An 18,136-nucleotide genomic window follows, 5' to 3' on the forward strand; every position below is an offset into this window, starting at 1 on the left:
TATATGTTGAAAATATTGCTGATAAGCGGTTTTACGGGTATGCTGGCATTCGCGGGCTGTAAGGACAAACCGGCCGCAAAGGATACTACCGGCCCTGCTTCCTCAAAAACAACGGAAGCTACTGCCCCAGCGGCTCCCGACTCAGCCAAACACATTGTGTTTTTTGGGAATAGCCTTACAGCAGGTTATGGCCTGGACCCTTCGGAAGCATTTCCCGCTGTGATACAGGAAAAGATAGATTCGTTGAAACTGCCTTATAAGGTAGTCAATGCCGGGCTGAGTGGTGAAACTACAGCGGGCGGCAAAGGCCGGATTGACTGGCTGTTGCAGCAGCCGCTGGATGTGTTTGTACTGGAACTGGGCGGTAATGATGGATTGCGTGGTATACCTGTAAGTGAGACCGGCAAGAATTTACAAGACATTATTGACCGGGTAAAAGCAAAATACCCCCAGGCCAAAATACTACTGGCAGGCATGCAGGTACCACCCAATATGGGCAGCAAGTATGCCGGCGAGTTCAGGGCAGTGTTCCGTTCGCTGGCCGACAAGAATAAGCTCCCACTAGTACCCTTTCTACTGGAAGGGGTGGGTGGCATTCCGGAGCTGAACCAGCCGGATGGTATTCATCCTACCGCACGGGGGCATAAGATCGTGGCAGAGAATGTGTGGGAAATGCTGAAGGTGATGCTATGATATGGGTGTCATCCCGCAGGAATAAGGCAATAGAGAAACACCCTTTTAGAGCCCTTTGGCTACAAATACAAAGAAACCGGTTGGTTACACAACTATTTTTCTTTCCCCACCGCTAATAGCATAAAATCCACATTTGTCCACGGCTGATTGCCGTTCCGAATACATGCTTAGATTTGCCGCTACACCATTTGTGAATGACGCATCCGTTTTTTACCTATCAGAAATTCATTAAGGATACTGTGACGCTGAAGTTGTTGCGAACCGGTAACGCGTCGTTGATCCTCAGCTTTTTACATACTGCTTTCAAAGATGCTGATAAGATCTATATCAGCAATGCCGACCTGATCCAGCACCTGGCCAATTACCTGCAAGAGATTGATTATACAGATGCTGACCAGGAAACAGCGGTGCGCGAGCTGGGCTATTCGTATGAAGACAAAGCCCGCAGTTATATTAACCGCTGGACAGATGAGGCCTACCTGCACAATTTTATAGATGATGGCAGCAAGCAGGTGATGTATCAACTGAGCCGGCATACGGTAAAGGCTTTCCAGATATATGATCTTTTACAGGAAAGAGAATTTGTAGGAACGGAAAGCAAGTTTGAGGACCTGTTCCGCAAGTTGCAGGAACTGGTAACGAACAGCAACAGCAATCCTGATGAGCGCATTCTACAGTTAGAAAAAGAGAAGAAGGAGCTGCAGCAACAGATCAATGAAATACGCCGCAGCAATACTGCCGCCACTTTTGAAGGCTACCAGGTAAAGAGCCGCTGGGAAGAGATTGTGCGATTGAGCAATGAGTTGACTGGTGACTTCAAGGAAGTAGAGGATAATTTCAAGAATATTTACCGGCAGATCAGCCTGGAACATGCAGACGCAAAGCTGACCAAGGGCCAGTTACTGAAGCTGACTTTTGATGCATTGGATGAATTAAGGAATAATGATCAAGGCAAGAGCTTTTATGCCTTCTGGATGTTTTTGATGAATGATGAGAAGCAGGAAGAACTGAACCAGTTGACCGATGCCGTGTACCGGGTGCTGGAAACACACCAGGTGACAACAGAACATCAAAGTCTGCGCAAGCTGAAAACGCGGCTGCACTATGCCGCCAGGAAGGTGCTGGATACGAATGAGCTGCTGGGCTATAAACTGAGCAGGATCGTAGCAGAAAAAGAACAGGCAGATAGAAGAGCTTTAAAGGAAACCCTGCAACAGATCTTCCAGATGGCCATCCAGCGCATTGAAAAGCCGGTACCAGAAAGGGCCTTTTATATTACCGTAGATGACCGTCCGGAAATTAAGATGCCGCTGGAAAGAAAGCCTGGCGAGAAACCGGTAGAAAGCAAGTTTGATGCAGCACCCAAAGTAGCCACCCTGCAACTGGATGCAGCAACAGCATTGAATGGATTGTATGGTGATGAGATGATTGACAAAGGTTTGTTGCTGCAAAACATACAGGCACTGTTGAAAAAACAGTCGCAGGTGACTTTGAAGCAGGTAGTGGAAACCTATCCGTTGAAAAAAGGGCTGGCCGAGTTGCTGGCTTATATTACGCTGATACAACAGTATGACAAGCATGCCGTGAGCGATGAGGCAACAGAAGACATCCTGTTCGATGCAGCGCAGAAGAAACATTTACGCTTACCTCAAATTATATTCAATAAATGAGTGTGACATTACTACCCTATGCCAGGGCCATTGTGCAATTGCTGAGAGGCCCGGTATATAGTGATGACCAGGAATACTGGAACAGCCTGCTGAAATACCAGGTGGAAATTACCCAGCATTTTAGCGGGCTGGGGCTGGATACGGTGATCCAGAAAGAAGATGGCTATGCTTTTATCCGGCAGGCAGAGTTGGATGATAAAGGCACAACGATTGGTTTGATCAGCCGCCGGCCATTGACGTATGAAGTGAGCCTGTTGTGTGTGCTGCTGCGCAAGCTGCTGGACGATTTTGAGATCAGCAATACCGATAATAAACGTTTTTACCTGAAGCGAAAGCAACTACGGGCCGAGCTGGAAACTTTTTTCAAAGAAAAGAGCAATAAGGTAAAGCTGCTGAAGGACCTGGACAGTTATATTAACCAGGTGCTGGACCTGGGTTATATCAAGGTAACGGAAAATGATGAGCAATACCGGGATGAGGATACGTTTGAAGTGCGCACGATCATCAAGGCGCGGTTTAGCAATGATGTATGCCTGGATTTTTTAAATCAACTGAAAGAAGATGTTAAGTCTGTTTAGTACTGATAGCGGCAAGGCTGGTTTCCGTTTGCATAAGATGCAATTGTACAACTGGGGCACGTTTGACGGCTCCATTTATACGATCAGCCCGGAAAGTGAAAACAGTTTGCTGACGGGCGCCAATGGAAGTGGCAAGACCACACTGGTGCATGCCATGCTTACTTTACTGGCAGCGGAACGCCGGATGCGTTCTTTTAACCAAAGCGCTGAAGGGAAGACCAAGAACGAACGAAGTGAGGAAAGCTATGTGCTGGGTGAGTATGGGGAGGAAACGGACGGCGAAACTGGTATACAAACAGCCCAGCGGCTACGCAATGACAAAACAAAGACTTATTCTATTGTACTGGGCACTTTTAAGAATGAAGAGCGGTTTGTGACCCTGGTGCAATGCCGCTGGTTCAGTGGCGCCGAGTTAAAGAAGAGTTTTATCATCGCCCATGCGGAATTGAATATACAGGAAGATTTCCGGCATTTTGATGCCCAAGGCAACTGGAAGAAGGTATTGCGGCAACGTTTTCCCAAGCGGGGCAGCAGGGACCTGATCGAATTTTTTGATGGTCCGAAGGAGTATAGTCAGAAGGTGCGGCATTATTTCGGTATGCGGAGTGAGAAGGCGCAAATGTTGTTCAACCAAACGATCAGCCTGAAGATATTGGGTAGCCTGGATGATTTCATCCGTAACCAGATGCTGGAAGAGAATGATATGGAGCAAGAGTTTCTCAATCTGAAGGAGCAGTTCAAAACACTTAGTGATACGCATACAGCCATCGAGAAAACCGTAAAGCAGATCGAGCTGCTGCAACCGGTGCAAACACTGCACCAGAAAGAGCAGGAGTTAAAAAAGCAATCTGATTATTACGAGAACCTGCAACAAATACAGCCCTATTATTTTGCTGCGTTGGAAAGCAAGCTATTGACGGGTGTAATAGAAGAGGCGAACCAGCAGCTTGGCACCGCCAAAAAGAAGAAACAGGAGCTGGACAATCATATTGCGGGAACTGATGAGCGGGAAAGAAAGATTGATAGCGATATCCGCAATAGCGATACGGGCCGGCAAATTGCTGACATGGAGCGGGAGCTGCGCCTGCTGGAAGTAAAGAAAGCCCAACAGTTGGAACAGAGTGAAGCACTGAATGAATGGCTGCGCACGGCAGGGTTTGGTGTAAATCCTTCCAAACTGGAGCTGGACCGGTACAAGGAAAAGGCAGCGCAGCAGCAAGCGTCGCTGGATAATGACCTGGCCATAGCCCGGCGAAAGTTGTATAATGCGGAAGATGTGGTAGCGGTACAACAACGGGAATATGACCAGCTTGAAAAAGAGATTGACTTATTACGCCGCCAGAAGAACAATATCACAGGACGGGTAGCGCAGATACGGGCAGAGATACTGGAGCATTGTGGCGCTTCGGCAGATGAAATCCCTTTTATAGGAGAACTGATACAGGTATTGCCCGAAGAAAGCAAATGGGAACCGGCACTGGAAAACCTGCTGCATGGTTTTGCCTTGCGCATGATCATCCCCACACAATATTACCAGCAGGCTACGAGCTTTATTAATGAGAATGACCTGCGGGGCCGCATTGTATATCACCATTATCATAAGGATGAAGGCCTGGGCCGGATGATGAAGGCCGATAAAGAAAGCATTCTGCATAAGCTGGAAATAAAAGAAGATTCGCCCTATGGCAACTGGGTATATGAGCAACTGTTACAATCTTACAATTATGCCGCTATACAAAATGTAAAGCAGTTGCAGCAATATGACCGGGCCATTACGATGCAGGGACTTACCAAGAACAAGCACCGGCATGAAAAGAATGACAGTCCGGAAGCAAAGCGCCGCCAGCAGTATGTACTGGGTTGGGACAATACCGCCAAGATCAAATCGCTGGTGAAGGACCTGGCCGAACTGGAAAAAAATATGGAGGAAAGCAAGCGGCAGGGCAAGAAGCTGGAAGCGCAGATCAGGGAGCTGGAGCAAAAGCAGGGAATGCTGCGTCAAATTGTAAGCATTAAGGAGTTTGAAGCAATAGACTGGAAAAGCACCAGCACAACGATACAGCAACAAACCAAACAATTACAGGAATTACAGAAAGGCAATAAGGCGTTGGATGCCTTACGCAAGCAGCAACAGTTATTACGCGAGGAACTGCGGCAACTGAAACAGGAAAATGAAGCCCTGGCAGAGAAGATGGGTGGTTTAAAGAATAAGGTGGAAGCCTGGAACCTGGCAGTACAACGCTCGGAGGATATCCAACGACGCTATGCGGCCACAGATATTCAAGAATACCTGCCATTGGTGGAGCATTATGTAAAGGAAGAGATTGACTATACCATTGACCTGGATGTACTGGACAAAGTGCAGAACCAGGTGCGGACAGCCATCCGCAATAAAGCAAAGGTATACACGGAAGATGTGCAAACGGTTACCCGCCAATTGGAACAAGCCATGCGAAAATTCAAGAACCCGGATGATGCCGCTTTGCACCAACAATTCCCCGATTGGAAGAACAGTACGTTTACCCTGAGTGACAGCGCTGAATTTGTAGCTGAGTATATTGTATTGCTGCATAAACTGCAACAGGAAGAACTGAAAGAGCAGCAGCAACGGTTCAAGAAGTACCTGAATGAGGAAATGATCAACCGGATGAGCAGCTTTAAGGAAAACCTGGATGCAGAGGCCGCCAAGATCAAGGACAATATCGGTAAGCTGAACCAGGCATTGAAGAATATCACTTACCGGCAAAACCCGCAAACGTTTATACAGCTTGACTGCAAGGAAGAGCTGAACCAACAGATCAAGGATTTCAAGTACCAGCTTAATAACTGGAAGCCCAACCTGGCAGAATACCAGCGCACACAGGATGACAGTATCCTGGAAAACAGTTTTGTGAAGATAAAAACCCTACTGGACGATCTTACGAAGCAGGAAAGCTGGCGCCGTGAAGTGCTGGATGTACGGAACTGGCTGAAGTTTACCGCCAAAGAGATTAAGGCCGAAGACAAACAAACGGTACATCGCAGCTATACCGGCACCGAAAAGCTGAGCGGTGGTGAGCAGGCCCAGCTTACGTATACGATCCTTGGTTCGGCCATTGCGCACCAGTTTGGCATTCACAGTGAAGGATATGAAACCCGCTCATTCCGGTTTATTTGTGTGGATGAGGCCTTCAGCAGGCAGGATGAAGAAAAAGCACGCTATCTGATGGACCTTTGCCGGCAGCTTCACCTGCAACTAATGGTAGTATCGCCTGCCAAGGCGGATGAGGTGAAGATTGTGGAGCCTTATATTTCCAAAGTGCATTTTGTGTACCGCCGAAATCACCGGGACAGTGTGGTGTATGATATGAGTATTATGCAGTTTCAGGAGAATAGGGAGAAGTATATGAGTAAGAAGAAAGTGGTGAGTAATTAATAGCGTTACTGTTCGTTTTCTTCTTCTCCGGTAGTAGCATCCATTACATCCCCTAAAAGGCCGGAGGATTGGTCTTTGGGAAGTTCCTGGACATTGCGAAGCTTTCTTTCGATAGCGCGGGAGCGGGCACCGGCTTGCTCTATGACGTTGCTGGCTTCCTGTAGTTTCTTTTGCGTTTTCTCCAGTATGCCGCCGAAGTTGCCAAACTCTGTTTTGACGGCTCCGAGGAGTTGCCATACTTCACTGGACCGCTTCTCAATAGCCAACGTACGGAAGCCCATCTGGAAGCTGTTCAGCAAAGCTGATAAAGTGGTGGGGCCAGTAATGATGATCTTATATTCCCGCTGTAAGGACTCAAACAATCCAGGTGTACGTAATACTTCTGCGTAGAGACTTTCGAAAGGCAGAAAAAGGATAGCAAAATCAGTAGTATTAGGGGGGTCTATGTACCGGGAAGCAATATCAAGCGCACATTTCCTGATGCCTTTGACAAAACTCTTACGGTGTTCTTCTATTAATTCGGGCACAGCTTTATCGTATGCTTCCAATAACAACTCAAAGTCTTCTTTAGGGAATTTGGAATCAACAGGCAGCCACACTATTTTTTCCTTGTCTCCCTTGCCGGGCAGTTTAACGGCAAATTCCACCAGTGCGTTAGATCCTTCTTTGGTTTTTACGTTTTTGGCGTACTGATCGGGCGTAAGGATCTGATCAAGGATACTTTCGAGCTGGTATTCGCCCAGCACACCACGGGATTTTACATTGGAAAGTACCCGCTTAAGATCGCCCACGCCGGTAGCCAGTTGCTGCATGTCACCCAATCCCTTGTGCACGGCTTCCAGTCGTTCGCTGACGAGTTTAAATGATTCGCCGAGGCGGCTTTCGAGTGTTTTCTGCAATTTCTCATCCACCGTAGTGCGCATTTCTTCCAGTTTCTTTTCGTTGCCGGACTGGAGCTCGGTCAGTTTCTTTTCCAGCGTTTCTCTTAGCTGATCCAATCTTTGCGAGGTGGCGGTATTCTGATCGGCTTGCTTATTAAGGAGTGCAAAGAAGTTCTCTTTTTGGGTAGTGTTAAAGTCGGTCAGGGACCTTGAGAAAACCTCCAGTTGCTCTTTTTGGCGGGCGGCATTTTCTTTCATGGAATTTGACAACTGATCGCCGAAAGCCTGCAATGCTTTGGAGAGTTCTTCACGGGTATCCCTGTTGGTGGCATTGGCTTCTGTTCTGTTGACGCTGATCTCTGTTTTTACAGCAGTTTCTATGCGACCAACCTCCCCGGCAAACGCATCCATTTTATAACGGATGTCGGAAAGCTGGCTGTTCTCTTTGGAACCGGTTGCTTTTAATAGCAGTATGATAACGATGATCAGCAGGCCTATAGCTATTGCGAGGAGTATCCAGGTGATTGTCATTGGTAGTAATTTCAATTGGATTCAACGATATTACGTTTTTAAACGTATATATTTACAAATATCCTCAACGTTGCTGTTTATGAAAAAAGGAATCTTATTCCTGTGCCTGCTACCCGTTATCGTTTGTAAGGCGCAAATTAAAACCGGAAGGTTACTCTGGAAATACCCTACCCAAAACAAGGTTGTAACCACTCCTTTTGTGGATAGCACTTTTGTTTACTATGGCAGTGAGGATGGTTATTTCTATTGTAATTCGATCAGCGATGGGCGCTTGTTATGGAAATATGCTACAGGACAGCCCATCCGGTCGTCAGCTACCGTTGCAGCCGGTAAAGTATTCTTTGGATGTGAAGATGGCCGGGTATACGCTCTGGACGCCCATAAAGGCATCTTACAATGGAAGTTTGCCACCAAAGGTGAACGCCGTTATGATCTGTGGGACTATTACCGGTCTTCACCCGTTTATTATAAAGGAAGGCTATATGTAGGAAGTGGCGATGGCAATGTATACGCCATTGATGCCAGGAATGGCAAGGAATTATGGCATTATGCTACAGGAGATGTTGTACATGCTGACCCGGCAGTAAGTAATGACACACTATTTATCGGCGGTTTTGACGGAAACTTTTATGCATTGCATGGAGCAACCGGTGCATTGATCTGGAAGTTTAAGACTATCGGAGACCGTTTCTTTCCCAAAGGAGAAATACAGAAAGCAGCTCTTGTAACAAAAGATGCTGTTTATTTCGGCAGCAGGGATTATAATATTTACGCACTCAATAAGTCGACAGGTATAGGCCTGTGGAATATGAAGGAGTATGGCAGTTGGGTTATTGCTACCCCCATGGAAAAGGGCGGCAAGTTATTCTTCGGCACTTCTGACTCGCATGCGTTTTATTCGCTGAATAATTTCTATGGCGAGGTACAATGGAAAGCCCGGCTACCTTTACGATCGTACAATACGCCCGTAGCTTATGATACTTTAATTTTTTCAGGCTGTTATGATGGCTGCCTCTATGGGTTTGGTGAAAAAGGCGGACAAATTGAATGGCGGTTTCAGACAGCGGGGAGCAGCAGGAATTATTTTACGGTATTTGATTCAACCGGGCATTTCAGAAAAGATTTTACCTTATATGGCAACGATTCAATCACCCTGGCTTCTGAGCAAAAGATTATGGGGCTGGGGGCAATCCTATCCACTCCGGCTGTTAAGGGTGGAGTGTTATATTTCGGAAGTACCGATGGGCATTTGTATGCGGTGCGGATAGATGAGGATAGGCGGCAATAAAAAACCCGCCTTACAGCGGGTTGGTATAATAATGTATGTTGGGTCTATGCTTCCTTCAATAGTTTCATAAATAGGGCAGCCTGCTCTTTGGTTTTTATTACCTGGTGCAGGGAAGAACTTACCGCCACCTTGGCTTCGGCCTTTTTGCCACTTGATTTGGCTTTCCTGGTAAGTGCCGCTACTTTTCGTTCTATTGTCTTTTCCATGATCTTCAAATTTACGGAGTTTTTCTGGTTTTTTACACTGCCGTCACTGCGGTTGTTTTAGATTGAAAATGAAGTAGTTGTACATGTGGTCCTGGGATATCAGCGCTCCTTTCTCAATTCTGAAGGGGTAAGGTATGATGTCCTCAAAATCAAAAGGATTGTCATATTGGGTTTTACCAAAGCGGGTTATGCGCACAAAGTATTTAACGCCAAACATGCGGAAGTGTTGGTGCAGGTAGTTAAAATTTCTTTGCAAGGCCCGGTAGTAGAAGTAAGCGCGGGCATTATCCGATCCATCAATGCCCAAATAATGATCGGGGTTGGTTCTTAGATACGCGAGGGCAGAGAATAAGATGGTGGAAAATACTTTTGAATAATCGGTGTGTGTAAGCTCGGCTTTATCGTCAATTTTCCCTTTGGAATTTTGTGGCCCGAAGGAAAGGTTGTAGACATTGGGCAGCAGCGCATGCGACTGGTTGCTGATCTTCACCAGCAAGGGTAAAGACCGGCCACTGTCCAGCTTTGTTTTAAAAGAGCTGACTCTCAGGTCCTCTGATATGTTATCAATTTCATATAGGTTATTGAAATCTATTTTGGGAGAAGCGGCCATAGATAAATTTTTGGTAAGCCAATGGTATATGCGAACATAATAATTTTAATTAAATTTAGACACTTAATGACCTCTTATGTCCCTTTTTACCTATTCCTGCCAACGTGCTACTGTTACCCTTATTATTTGCCTGTTTTTTAGCGCTATCACTCATGCACAAGTATGGCAATGGGGCCGCTCGCCCGTGGTAGGAGGAGGCACTACTGCCTTCTTTTTGAGAACGGCCGTTACCAGCAAAGGGCATACCCTGGCATTTGAGGGGTTTGGCAATAAGGGTATTTTCTGGATGTTTGATGAATTTGGCGGACTCCAATGGAAGAGAACGCTCACAGGCGCCAGTTCTGCGGAAGCAGTAAGTATGCAGGAATTTGCTTTGGATGGCCAGGATAATATATACATACTGTCCCGTCCCATCCTCAAAATTGATTCAACGACTATCGGTACGCCGGAGCCTTATGCGCTTACTAAATTAAGTCCATTGGGAAGGTTTATCTGGAGTAAGCAGATAACCATGGACGAGAATGCAGGTTTATCACGCAAACTGGAGGTGCAGGGTGACCAGGTGTTTTTTACTGCAGAGACGGATGCCGACATTAGTTATGAAGGCGTTACTTATGCCAGTAATAACAGCTACCGGGGAACCAGTTTTGTTTTTGCACTCGATACAGCAGGTCACACAAAATGGGTGAAGCGCATTTATGTTCCCGCCAGCAACCTGTGTGGCAGTACCGGGACGTACCCGATCAACCTCAGCATCAATAAAAACAAGCAGGTACTTTTTACCTGTGTAGCGAGTAGTGTACGCCAGTTATATATAGATAATGAGCTGGTAATTGATTCACCGGTATGCAAGACGGAGATCTTTTTTGCTTCTGTGCTGGATGGCCTTACGGGAAATGTGGTGTGGGCCCGGATAGTTCCATTTGATACCCTTGCGGTAACACCTAATTCCTACAGTAATACTATTAATTTCCCTAACCGGGGTGGGTTGCTGCTGGATAACGGTTATGCCGCTTTTTTTACTTCCGGGAAACGTGATACACTAAATGCCCCGCGGGCTACGGTCAGTGCGTATTCACAAAGCTGCCTCCTGGATGCGAGCGGTGAAACTGTACAGGTAAGCAATCTGGGCGCTTTTAATAATGACCTATACGCGATCACGTACCTGGCTAAGGATAGTAATAATAATATTTATTCAGCCGGTTCGGTATTTCCCACTTCAAATGACCTGACCAATTTTACCGGTATTTTCGAATTAAGGAAGCATAACCCGTTGTTTGAACCCACCTGGAAAAAGCAAATATTGTATTCAGGTCCACGGCCTACTACGCGGGTTCAGTCATTCAGCTACGGCTATCGCGGGGGAGCGGTGATTGTGGATGCCAGTTCAGAATCGGGCAGTTCCAAGTTGCTGCTGGGCAGCGAAAGTTTTATGATACCCGTTACCCCACGATACCTGCTGGCGCGTATTGCAGACTCGGTGAATGTCATGAGCGGGTATGTTTATTTTGATCTGAATAAGAATAATGTGTACGATACAGATGAACCGGCGGGAGCTAATATGGCCATCAGCAGCGCCAGCGGAGATACGCTGTACACTTTCACTGACCGGCAGGGTTGGTTTTTTATTCAATTGCCAGGCTTAGGCACCCATACGTTTACTGTCAGGAAACCGAATGGAGAATACAGCTATTTCAGTGTTACGCCTGCCAGCTATAATACACATTTCAGCACTTACGGAAATTTTGCCAATCAGAATTTTGCTTTTCAAGCTACACAATCAGTCGCTGACGGAAAGTTGTCTATTACCTATTACGGCATACCGCGACCCAATGGCAACATTACTACGAAGGTGGTCATTAATAATGCGGGTACTACGCCACTTTCGGGCAGTTACCGGGTAAGTAAGGCTACCAATAAGCTAAGCTATGTTCAAAGTGCCGTAGCCCCGACAAGTGTGCAGGCAGATACCCTAACCTACAGCTTTAGCCTGCCGGCGCTGACAGAGACTGCTAATCTCATTGACTGGAAAGTAAGTCAGACTGCCACGCTTACTGATACATTTGTTATAAGAGCAGCGCTTCAAAGCAGCACTGCCGGTGAATTGCCCGGCAATAACCAGGACAGTACTTTCATACCAGTGCGCACTTCTTACGATCCCAACGATAAGCAGGTATTTCCTTTTACTGCTGTGGACCATGATTCGGCCTTTGTGCAGAAAGAGTACCTGGAATATGTGATACGCTTCCAGAATACGGGTAATGACACTGCTTTCACTATTGCCATTAAGGATACCTTAGGGCCCAAGCTTGACCTGAACACTTTCCAGTTGGTATCGGCTTCCCATCCCATGCAGGTGCAATGGGAATCTCCCCGTACAGCTATTTTTTATTTCCCCAATATCCTGTTGCCGGATTCCACTACGAATGAGCGTCGCAGCCATGGATATGTACGTTTCCGCATTAAGCCGGTAGCAGGGGTAACACTCACAGACAGTATTTATAACAAAGCGGCCATTTATTTTGACTATAATCCACCAGTAATCACCAATACGGTGCGGTCTACTTTTGCCAAAAGAGCGCCTGTAGTTACTGGTGTTGGCGACATAGCGAACCTGTCAAAAAACATGACGCTCTATCCTAACCCGGTGAAGGAAGAACTGATCTGTAAGATCGTTAAACACCAACCTGGTGAAGTGCTTACTGTTTCCTTATATAATATACAGGGAAGTCAGGTACTTCAACAGGTGAAAAAGGTGACAGGGCCTGAAACGTTGATTCCTCTGCCAGCCAGTAGCCTGTCTCCGGGCATTTATGTACTGCAGGCCATCGGGAAGTCGGGCCAGTATATCAAACTGTTTGTAAAGGAATAAAGACTCCCTTATTTGCCTGCCACGACTGCTTTCTCAGCTTCTTTACAGATGGCTGCTTTATGCAGTATGAGTTTTTCACCGGCTGTATCGAATGAAACTTCTATCCAGCCATTGTACCGTTTGCCTTCCTTGACGACCTGGATGGCCAGGTATTGATGACTAACCTGTTTCCAAGCGCCTTCCCAGTAAGGCTGACCGCTTTCCGGTGTGTTTTTCATCGCCATTTCCACCTGCGCTACCTGGTACCAGGTATGACCGGGATAATTGCTTACCGGTATCACATCGCCCGATTTAAAAGCCGGCGACCCATTGGCATCGTCCACTAATAATAGGCTATGGATGTAAGAACCGGCAAAGAATAATACTTCATCCTCACGCTCTACAGGATCACCAATATACCAGGTGGAAAAGCCAATGTCGGCAGCTCCATCCTTGTTGAGGTCAATTACCTGCGCCTGCTGGAATTTAAGTTCACGGTTTTGCAGGTCGGTATAGATCATTTCGGGTTGGGGTTTGACGGGTTTGGAAGGCGCGGGAGCGCCGTCTTTTTTACAGCCTGCCAGTGATAAGGCGGCCAGCACCAATGCATACACTACTGATTTCATGACTATATTATTTTATGCAATTAACAATGAAAAACAGGTGGCCGTTGCAGGGGGTGGATGAGCTGGCAAAAAACCGTCATGAGTTGAGATTTACGAAGCGATCCAGGTGAATTCACCTATCCATAAAGCGTTATAACCACCTTGTAAAAGCATGCTGATTGAAGAAATTTTGTGGCAGCTAAACCAACCAGCTATGAGCAATACGTTTTCAATTTTCGTTTTGTTGTTAGTCATATTATTACAGTTAACGGCCTGCGGCCCGGCCATTAAAAAGTTTGTGAATGAAAAGTATCCACCGGTTTCTTCTATTGAAAAAGCGACTACCTCTGTAAAAAATAGTTTGGAGGAACTGGAAAGATTGCCGGCTGTAGACCTGGGTGTGCGGCTGGACGAGGTTTTCCTGGATTCTTTGTTAAATAGTTATTTCCGTACCCGTTTTTCTGCCATCCCTGATCTGGGTATTCCCCAGATTGAAAAGCTAGAACTGGTCCGGCCTCCGGATTTTACGCTCAGCAAACAGGAACTTATTGTAGGCCTTTCTTTACAATTTACACCACAGGAAAACAAGTATGTAAAGCATGTATGGATTGATTTTAGCGGGCAGGTATCGCCTTCCATGCATAAGGATAGTTTAAAACTGGAGCTTTCTTTCAGTAAGATCTTTATCTCCAAACTGAAATTAAAAAGGTGTTTGTTCCTGGGACGTGTTGCGAAGCAAGCCGTTAACAGTTTATGCGCCAGCTTCATGAATAATATCAACGGGCAATTAAAAACTTTCGCTATTAAGATTAATTACCCGCCCTTTCCTGAAGTGCCTCTTTCTTCGCTGGTAGGGCAGGATGAACACCTCACGGTGACGAATGATTACACATTTAAGCTGTCGAGAAAAACCCTGCATCCGGTAATACTTATAAAACCCGGCAGTATTAATATTTTAGCGGGTGTGGATGAAAAGAAAGAAGCAGGAGCGATCACCGCCAATAGCCTAAAGGTTGCCAGGACTGCATTACCGGAAGTGCCCCAACCTAATTATATTATGGTGAACCGTAGTGCAGCAGCAGTTAGTGCACAGCGGGCTGGTCTTTCCAAGGCAGCCGCGCTGCCAGGAAACGCTAACGATGTACAGTTAATATCTATAGCCCGTATTAATAGCAGCCAGGTCACTACCACTGAATTTGATGATCTGTTCAACCGCTTTGATGAAGCATTTACTACGTCCTGGAATGGTCACCTGGATGCTTTGCCCGATGCCGGTACCATGAACAGCTCTGTAGCACTTTCTTACCATGTGCTTGCGAGGATAACGGATGAGCTTTTCAGGGATGCGCAATTTGGACTTCGTTATTCGTTGAATATAGATGCTCCTTTTAAAGAACAAACTATTGACCTGGGTGAGATCCCCAAGCCCGACTGCGGGGCGATCACTTTTCAGTGCAACTTTAATAATTGCTCCAATGTAATAAGCAATTGCGGAAGTTGTAAATGGTATAATGTTGGTTGCCAGGCACGCTGGGCGGCCTGCCAGGCATTAAATGGCGTGAAGTATGCAGCCTGCCAGGCATCCAATGCCGCCAAGGCTACCTGGTGTGCGGGTGAGCTGGTGGCCCGTAAAACATTGTGCTTTGCCGAGATCGCAGGTATTTTTATTTACGATAATCTTATCAGGGATGTGGGCAAGTTCGGCGGCTTTGCCAAAGCCAATGGTACTATTAATGGTACGATCAGTGAGGTGGTTCCCGGCGGCATCAGCAGTTTAGGCTTAAATGGCCAGTTGAATGCCCGGGCAAATGCGGAGGTAGGTATAAGGTTTACGCCATCAGGCATTCTTGGTCATCTTATTTGTTTCTTCCCACTGAATGAAACGATCCGGCTGAATAATATTACCGTGAACCAGGCCATCCAATTAAGGTCTGCCATTGAAAGGCAGACCCTGGCAGCAGACAATTGCCAGCTCACCTTCACTTTCCAGAAAATGTCTATCCCCATCCAACTTTCCGAGCCTTTACTGTTGGAGATACTCAGGCATCCCATGTTGTCGGTGAATTGCGGATTCAGTATAGGGCTGGGCATTACTGTTACGGCGGTGCTGGCACTTGCCGGTAATGAAAAGTTTAAGATTTACCTGAACCTTGCCTTACTGGGGAGGTATGTAGTGGATGTAGAGAAAGCATTTTCCATCAAGATCCCCTCTATTCCCCTGGAAGCGCTTAACCAACAGGTATTGTTGTCGCCTTCCTGGGGTGCTAAAAGTCTGGTATTTACTAAAAAATAATTTGTATGAGCAAGGTTATTACACTATTGAGCACAATATTTACTTTATTGGCCTGCGGCGTTTCTATGATTGCCCCGGCACAGGGCACCTCCACTGACGAGGCCAGTTTGAAACAAAGAGCGGCGGCTTATGTAACCGGCCGGAAGCTGGATTCAGCCCTGTATTTCGGTAAAAAGCTGAGCGAACTATATCCTACTGCCGGCAATTACCTGCTCACGGGCAGTGTATACGAGTTACGGAACGATAGAACCAATGCGGATAAGTTGTATAGTAAGGCCATTGAGGTAGCCGGCAAGGAACTTTACAAGGTATATTCGGACCTGGGATTGGTAATGCTGAAAAGAAGGGATACGGTAAAAGCCATGAGCTATGAATATGCCTCCCTTGGCTTGTACAGCAGTCAGCCAGACGTACATTATTTCCTGGGCGGGCTGCATGAGGTGCGGAACACGGTTGATTCTGCCAATTATCATTTTACCCAGGCCTGGCTCCTGGACAGCACCAATTCGGTTTATCTTAAAAAGATGTACGCCATTACTTATCCGGCAGGTAATGTAGCTACCGCATTGCGCTACCTGGAAAAAGCCCTGGTTATGGACCCAACAGATAAGGAGGCACGCAGTACGCTGGTGTACGGGTACCTGGAAGTGGATGCCTTTGACAAGGCCCTGGTGCTGTTGAAAAAGAAGATGGGCGATACGCTGGCCGGAGATGTGGATTATTTTAACCTGGCCAGGTGTTACCTGAACCTGGGGGATACAGCCAATGGCGTACCGGCCCTGCAACAGGCCATTGCCTTAAGTCCGGCAGTCAATACTACTTATTATGATGAGCTGGTCAATGTACTGGCGGCACAGGGTCAACATAAGAATATGCTGGAAGTATATGTTGCGGGTGCGGCGGCTGGTATGGAAGGCTATCAACAATGGCTGTCAGCCTACGGAGAAGCCATCACCGAAATGAAACGCATTTATAAGGCCATGGATACTACGAATACCACTACCAGTTTGTATCAATTGGGGAAGCTTTACCTTTCTGTACAGGATTATACCAATTCCCTGAAAGTGTTGCAGGACTATCAGACGGCAGGGGGACAGCCTTCTGACAGTTTGTTTTCCCTGTTAGCGATAGGCTATTTGTCGCTGAACCATTATGCCCAGGCCAGGGAGGCTATTGATAAAGCGCTGGCGACTTCGCCGGGCAATGAAGATTATCGGTTGTTATTGCTTTCCATCCTGTACCGGATGAAAGATTATAAAGAGGTCATTGCGGCTATTGATGGCACCCAGGTATTGCAACAAAAGGGGAAGGCTATGGATGCGCCTGTAAAGCGGTATTTGTTATTTAAATCACATTTGGCGCTGGGCCATGTGAAAGAGGCGGCCTTGTACTATACAACCCAATTCTGAAAGAACGACCTATATTAAAGCACTTTGCGGTATAGATTCAGGAGGGGTGGAAAGCGGATAAGCATGTTATAGGGGCTATTTCGCTTTCCATCCTTATTTTGATTGTATTATTCTTCTACAGGGCTGTTTTCTTCCGGTTCCGCAGTGGGTAATGGTACGGGGTGCTTGGTTTTGTTGGTGATGAGCAGTACAAATTTGGTGGTGAGGGTAATCTCGTAGGTGTTGTGTTTGAAGAGGTATTTGGTATCATTATTCTCCAGGAGTACGGAGGCGAGGTCGCGCGCGAGCTGGATGCCGCCGATGGTATTACCGGCTTTACCCTCTTCGAAGATGATAGTGAATTTGTACCCGGCTTTCCGGGCGATGCCCAGTTTTTCAAAATCAATACGGTTGAGCGCCAGTTCCTGGTCGGCCGTAATGGATTTTTTCAGCAGGATCTTAATGATAGGCAGGTACTTAGCCCAAACTTGTGTGTACATTCTATTCGTTGTTTTTTACTTGTTTAGCATGCTGGCAGGCAGGCGTTTTGGGTGCGGCAGGGCGCAGAGAGCATTTTCAGGATAGGTGCAGCTACTGCAAAGGTGCGTATAAATACGGCAAAAAACGAATCCAGCAGGAGAAATAAATATTTGTAAGTGTGGAGGATAGAGGAATTTACTCCATTTTAGAGGAACAAGGCGTCATTTAGGCCGTATTTGTCCTGTATAGTGGTTGGCCGTTCTACGGGGACAATTAGCTTCTCCTGGAAGCGTGCAGGCGACTTACAGTCTGATTGAGCAGAATGTAGATGGGGTGCGATCATTTTATTTCTTTTGCATTTAAGTAAACTCTGTTTTATTAGTTTCCAGCAACAGGTAGGAGGCCTGGCAAGTACCCATAGGTACTAACACATACCATCGTATCTTCCCGTTCATCAGGCCCATAGTATTTTCATAGGCAAGGGGGCTCTAAAACATTTGACCGATCATCTTTTCAGCTTGAACAATGGATCTTTTCTGAAGATAAATACACCATTATTGGGTAATTTTCAAATTTCGTGTACATTGCTTCACGTTAGGATTTCGTCCATTATGAAAATTGCGTTGGATATAACCCGACTGAAAACA

At 46.4% G+C, this 18,136-nt stretch carries 13 protein-coding genes; 8 read left to right on the forward strand and 5 right to left on the reverse strand.

Annotation, left to right across the window (positions count from 1 at the left end; all coding sequences use genetic code 11):
* Window positions 1–3: 3 nt before the first annotated feature.
* The 4 genes from HB364_RS04635 to HB364_RS04650 all read left to right on the forward strand — a co-directional run bounded on the left by HB364_RS04635 (window position 4) and on the right by HB364_RS04650 (window position 6,356).
* Complete coding sequence (locus HB364_RS04635; protein ID WP_208419851.1) at window positions 4–693, forward strand: arylesterase; 690 nt, start codon at window positions 4–6, stop codon at window positions 691–693.
* A gap of 194 nt (window positions 694–887) precedes the next feature.
* Window positions 888–2,363, forward strand: a complete 1,476-nt coding sequence (locus HB364_RS04640; protein ID WP_167286709.1) for a DUF3375 domain-containing protein — start codon at window positions 888–890, stop codon at window positions 2,361–2,363.
* Window positions 2,360–2,941 (forward strand): DUF4194 domain-containing protein, encoded by a 582-nt coding sequence (locus tag HB364_RS04645; protein ID WP_167286710.1) that lies wholly within the window; start codon window positions 2,360–2,362, stop codon window positions 2,939–2,941. Before HB364_RS04640 ends, HB364_RS04645 begins: the two co-directional genes overlap by 4 nt.
* Complete coding sequence (locus HB364_RS04650; protein WP_167286711.1) at window positions 2,925–6,356, forward strand: ATP-binding protein; 3,432 nt, start codon at window positions 2,925–2,927, stop codon at window positions 6,354–6,356. The genes HB364_RS04645 and HB364_RS04650 overlap by 17 nt, the downstream gene beginning before the upstream one ends.
* Before the next feature lie 5 nt (window positions 6,357–6,361).
* On the opposite strand, the gene HB364_RS04655 is transcribed toward HB364_RS04650, so the two are convergent.
* The gene (locus tag HB364_RS04655; RefSeq protein WP_167286712.1) at window positions 6,362–7,768 is read right to left on the reverse strand and encodes a DNA recombination protein RmuC; all 1,407 of its coding nucleotides are present in this window, start codon (window positions 7,766–7,768) and stop codon (window positions 6,362–6,364) included.
* A gap of 79 nt (window positions 7,769–7,847) precedes the next feature.
* Here HB364_RS04655 and HB364_RS04660 point away from each other — a divergent pair, with 79 nt between their 5' ends.
* Window positions 7,848–9,056, forward strand: a complete 1,209-nt coding sequence (locus tag HB364_RS04660; RefSeq protein ID WP_167286713.1) for an outer membrane protein assembly factor BamB family protein — start codon at window positions 7,848–7,850, stop codon at window positions 9,054–9,056.
* A 44-nt stretch (window positions 9,057–9,100) separates the two neighbouring features.
* On the opposite strand, the gene HB364_RS04665 is transcribed toward HB364_RS04660, so the two are convergent.
* The gene (locus HB364_RS04665; RefSeq protein ID WP_167286714.1) at window positions 9,101–9,262 is read right to left on the reverse strand and encodes a hypothetical protein; all 162 of its coding nucleotides are present in this window, start codon (window positions 9,260–9,262) and stop codon (window positions 9,101–9,103) included.
* A 43-nt stretch (window positions 9,263–9,305) separates the two neighbouring features.
* The gene (locus HB364_RS04670) at window positions 9,306–9,872 is read right to left on the reverse strand and encodes a DUF6934 family protein (RefSeq protein WP_167286715.1); all 567 of its coding nucleotides are present in this window, start codon (window positions 9,870–9,872) and stop codon (window positions 9,306–9,308) included.
* Between the two features lie 76 nt (window positions 9,873–9,948).
* Here HB364_RS04670 and HB364_RS04675 point away from each other — a divergent pair, with 76 nt between their 5' ends.
* Window positions 9,949–12,744, forward strand: coding sequence for a T9SS type A sorting domain-containing protein (locus HB364_RS04675; protein ID WP_167286716.1), 2,796 nt, complete (start codon window positions 9,949–9,951; stop codon window positions 12,742–12,744).
* An 8-nt stretch (window positions 12,745–12,752) separates the two neighbouring features.
* On the opposite strand, the gene HB364_RS04680 is transcribed toward HB364_RS04675, so the two are convergent.
* The gene (locus HB364_RS04680; RefSeq protein ID WP_167286717.1) at window positions 12,753–13,349 is read right to left on the reverse strand and encodes a hypothetical protein; all 597 of its coding nucleotides are present in this window, start codon (window positions 13,347–13,349) and stop codon (window positions 12,753–12,755) included.
* A gap of 193 nt (window positions 13,350–13,542) precedes the next feature.
* Between HB364_RS04680 and HB364_RS04685 the strand changes: the two genes are divergently transcribed.
* Entirely contained in the window at window positions 13,543–15,621 is a 2,079-nt protein-coding gene (locus tag HB364_RS04685; RefSeq protein ID WP_167286718.1) for a hypothetical protein, read from the forward strand.
* Window positions 15,622–15,626: 5 nt separating this feature from the next.
* Window positions 15,627–17,030, forward strand: coding sequence for a tetratricopeptide repeat protein (locus HB364_RS04690; protein ID WP_167286719.1), 1,404 nt, complete (start codon window positions 15,627–15,629; stop codon window positions 17,028–17,030).
* A 107-nt stretch (window positions 17,031–17,137) separates the two neighbouring features.
* Here the strand turns inward: HB364_RS04690 and HB364_RS04695 are convergent, their stop codons facing one another.
* Window positions 17,138–17,509 (reverse strand): hypothetical protein, encoded by a 372-nt coding sequence (locus HB364_RS04695; RefSeq protein WP_167286720.1) that lies wholly within the window; start codon window positions 17,507–17,509, stop codon window positions 17,138–17,140.
* Between the last annotated feature and the right edge of the window lie 627 nt (window positions 17,510–18,136).

Origin of the sequence: Paraflavitalea devenefica, from assembly GCF_011759375.1 — a bacterium.
Classification (GTDB): domain Bacteria; phylum Bacteroidota; class Bacteroidia; order Chitinophagales; family Chitinophagaceae; genus Paraflavitalea; species Paraflavitalea devenefica.

What these genes read in the sequence shown, in the direction of transcription:
- HB364_RS04640 (WP_167286709.1), top strand. Translation starts at nt 888, where the DNA reads ATGACGCATCCGTTTTTTACCTATCAGAAATTCATTAAGGATACTGTG.
- HB364_RS04650 (WP_167286711.1), top strand. Translation starts at nt 2,925, where the DNA reads ATGTTAAGTCTGTTTAGTACTGATAGCGGCAAGGCTGGTTTCCGTTTG.
- HB364_RS04645 (WP_167286710.1), top strand. Translation starts at nt 2,360, where the DNA reads ATGAGTGTGACATTACTACCCTATGCCAGGGCCATTGTGCAATTGCTG.
- HB364_RS04635 (WP_208419851.1), top strand. Translation starts at nt 4, where the DNA reads ATGTTGAAAATATTGCTGATAAGCGGTTTTACGGGTATGCTGGCATTC.
- HB364_RS04655 (WP_167286712.1), bottom strand. Translation starts at nt 7,768, where the DNA reads ATGACAATCACCTGGATACTCCTCGCAATAGCTATAGGCCTGCTGATC.
- HB364_RS04670 (WP_167286715.1), bottom strand. Translation starts at nt 9,872, where the DNA reads ATGGCCGCTTCTCCCAAAATAGATTTCAATAACCTATATGAAATTGAT.
- HB364_RS04695 (WP_167286720.1), bottom strand. Translation starts at nt 17,509, where the DNA reads ATGTACACACAAGTTTGGGCTAAGTACCTGCCTATCATTAAGATCCTG.
- HB364_RS04680 (WP_167286717.1), bottom strand. Translation starts at nt 13,349, where the DNA reads ATGAAATCAGTAGTGTATGCATTGGTGCTGGCCGCCTTATCACTGGCA.
- HB364_RS04660 (WP_167286713.1), top strand. Translation starts at nt 7,848, where the DNA reads ATGAAAAAAGGAATCTTATTCCTGTGCCTGCTACCCGTTATCGTTTGT.
- HB364_RS04665 (WP_167286714.1), bottom strand. Translation starts at nt 9,262, where the DNA reads ATGGAAAAGACAATAGAACGAAAAGTAGCGGCACTTACCAGGAAAGCC.
- HB364_RS04690 (WP_167286719.1), top strand. Translation starts at nt 15,627, where the DNA reads ATGAGCAAGGTTATTACACTATTGAGCACAATATTTACTTTATTGGCC.
- HB364_RS04675 (WP_167286716.1), top strand. Translation starts at nt 9,949, where the DNA reads ATGTCCCTTTTTACCTATTCCTGCCAACGTGCTACTGTTACCCTTATT.
- HB364_RS04685 (WP_167286718.1), top strand. Translation starts at nt 13,543, where the DNA reads ATGAGCAATACGTTTTCAATTTTCGTTTTGTTGTTAGTCATATTATTA.